2 protein-coding genes and 1 pseudogene are annotated in these 2,602 nt (G+C 64.0%); 2 read left to right on the top strand and 1 reads right to left on the bottom strand.

Translation table 11 applies throughout. The annotated features are described in order from the left end of the window. Positions 1-89: 89 nt before the first annotated feature. Positions 90-1,373 (top strand): annotated as a pseudogene (locus L9Z73_RS28915) (glycoside hydrolase family 15 protein); the annotation flags it as partial. Positions 1,374-1,506: 133 nt separating this feature from the next. After that, the gene (locus L9Z73_RS28910; RefSeq protein WP_247408250.1) at positions 1,507-2,406 is read left to right on the top strand and encodes an alpha/beta fold hydrolase; all 900 of its coding nucleotides are present in this window, start codon (positions 1,507-1,509) and stop codon (positions 2,404-2,406) included. On the opposite strand, the gene L9Z73_RS28905 is transcribed toward L9Z73_RS28910, so the two are convergent. Continuing rightward, a partial coding sequence (locus L9Z73_RS28905; RefSeq protein ID WP_247408247.1) for a helix-turn-helix domain-containing protein occupies positions 2,403-2,602 on the bottom strand: 200 nt, incomplete at its 5' end. The two genes, L9Z73_RS28910 and L9Z73_RS28905, sit on opposite strands and share 4 nt — an antisense overlap.

The raw sequence follows: 2,602 nt of genomic DNA, 5'->3' as shown, positions 1-2,602 counted from the left end.
ACACCCAGGACACCGTCAAATCCGCCGCCACGCTGGTGACCACCACCTAGCAGCCGGCGGCGCAGATCATGGCCCACAAGGACTACCTGGAAGGCGCCGAATTCGTCCTCGGCGGGCAAGACGACCCGCGCGTCGACAGCAGTTGCACCGACCTGGCGCTGGCGCATAGCTTGAAATTCTGGCGTGGCTGGATCGCGCAATCGAACTACCGCGGGCGCTGGCGCGAAATGGTCAACCGCTCGGCCCTGGCCCTGAAACTTTTGACCTCGCGCAAACATGGCGCGATCATCGCCGCCGCCACCTTCGGCCTGCCGGAATCACCCGGCGGCGAGCGCAACTGGGACTACCGCTACACCTGGATCCGCGACGCCTCGTTCACCGTCTACGCCTTCATGCGCCTGGGTTTTGTCGAAGAAGCCAATCACTACATGCGCTGGCTCAGAGGCCGGGTCAGCGACTGCTGCGACCAGCCCGCCAAGATCAACATCCTGTATGGCATCGACGGCCGCCAGGAACTGCCGGAAGCCCAACTGACGCACTTGCGCGGGCATGGCGGCGCGACGCCGGTGCGTATCGGCAACGAGGCGTTCGACCAGGTTCAACTGGACATCTACGGCGAGTTGATGGACGCGGTTTACCTGGTCAACAAATACGGCGAAGCCATTTCCCACGAAGGCTGGAAACACACGGTAGAACTCGCGGATCAGGTCTGCGATATCTGGAACCGCAAAGACGTGGGTATCTGGGAAATGCGCGGCGAGCAGCATCACTTCCTGCACTCGCGACTGATGTGCTGGGTCGCGCTGGACCGTGCGATTCGCCTGGCGTCCAAGCGCTCGTTGCCGGCGCCGTTCGCGCGCTGGGACCAGACGCGCCAGGCGATCTACGCGGATATCTGGGGTAACTTCTGGAACGAAGAACGCGGGCACTTTGTGCAGCATACCGGCAGCACCGCGCTGGACGGATCGATGCTGCTCATGCCGCTGGTGCGCTTCGTCGCCGCCACCGATCCGCGCTGGCTCTCGACCCTCGCAGCGATCCAGAAAAGCCTGGTGCGCGACGGCATGGTCTATCGCTATCGCAACGACGACAGCCAGATCGACGGCCTGCCAGGCACCGAAGGCGCGTTTGCCGCCTGCTCGTTCTGGTACGTCGAATGCCTGGCCCGCGCCGGGCAGGTGGAAAAGGCGCATCTGGAGTTTGAACAGTTGCTGCGGTATGCCAACCCGCTGGGGTTGTACGCCGAAGAGTTCGACAACCAGGCGCGGCACTTGGGCAATATGCCTCAGGCGTTGAGCCATTTGGCGCTGATCAGCGCGGCGACGTTTCTGGACCGCAAATTGAGCGGCGAGAAGACGGTGTGGCAACCTTGAACACCAACGCTGGCGGTGAGTCAGCCAACCGGAATGCAGGACACACTTGATCCTCGACGCTCTCAGACTTGTGGCTTTAGCGGATCGGCATTAGTTTCATCAGCAGTCATCGCCCAGCCGACAGGAGCCCACCATGCGCATCGCCCCTCCGCTGCTTCACATACGCACCTCTATGCTCGATGTGGCATATGAAGCCCACGGCCCCGTCAGCGGTGAGCCGGTGATCCTGCTGCATGGCTTCCCCTACGACCCTCGCGGCTACGACGACATCGCCCCGGCCCTGGCCGAGCGTGGTTACCGGGTGTTGGTGCCGTACCTGCGCGGCTATGGCCCGACGCGGTTTATCAACGCGCAGGTGATGCGCTCCGGGCAACAGGCGGCGTTGGCCAAGGACCTGTTGGACTTCATGGATGCGCTGAGTATCCCGCGGGCTACCCTCGCGGGTTATGACTGGGGCGGGCGTGCTGCGTGTATTGTCGCGGCGCTGTGGCCGGAACGGGTGCGCGGGTTGGTGAGCGGCGATGGCTATAACATCCAGGACATTGCCAAGTCACTCGAGCCCAGGCCGCCGGAAACGGAGCATCGGTTGTGGTACCAGTTCTACTTCCACACCCAGCGTGGCGTGGATGGGTTGACCGCCAATCGCCGGGCGTTTTGCCAATTGCTGTGGTCACTGTGGTCGCCCTCCTGGGCCGCAGGGCCAAGCCTGTACGGCCAAAGCGCGCCATCGTTCGATAACCCGGACTTTGTCGACGTGGTGATTCACTCCTACCGTCACCGCTTCATGTACGCGCCGGGCGATCCCGCACTGGCGTCCATCGAACAGGCGCTGGCGCGGCAACCGACGATCACGGTGCCGACGATTTCGCTGTGCGGCGCCGACGATGGCGTGGGCCCGCCGCCGCTGGAGGATGAAGACGCGCAGCACTTCAGCGGCGTCTATCGGCGGCAGGTGCTGCCCGGCGTGGGCCACAATATTCCTCAGGAAGCGCCGCAAGCGACCCTTGCGGCGCTCCTGGAATTACTCGCCTAGGCCACTGGCGAAAAGCGCTCGCGATAGGCCTGCGGCGTCACTGACAAGACCCGTAGGAAGCTGCGCCGCAAGGTCTCCTCACAACCGAACCCGCACTGCACGGCGATGCGTTTGATCGATGCGCTGCTGTCCGCCAGTTGCCGGCGGGCGGTTTCGACGCGGATCAGCTCGACGGCACGCGCGGGGGTCTGGCCGG

The sequence above is a fragment of the Pseudomonas emilianonis genome (genome assembly GCF_023072625.1).
Lineage (GTDB): Bacteria > Pseudomonadota > Gammaproteobacteria > Pseudomonadales > Pseudomonadaceae > Aquipseudomonas > Aquipseudomonas paraveronii.
Note: the sequence above shows the minus strand (reverse complement) of the source record. Positions and strands in the feature narration are given on the sequence as shown.

Coding starts and splice junctions, on each gene's coding strand:
- L9Z73_RS28910 (WP_247408250.1), top strand. CDS start 1,507: ATGCGCATCGCCCCTCCGCTGCTTCACATACGCACCTCTATGCTCGAT.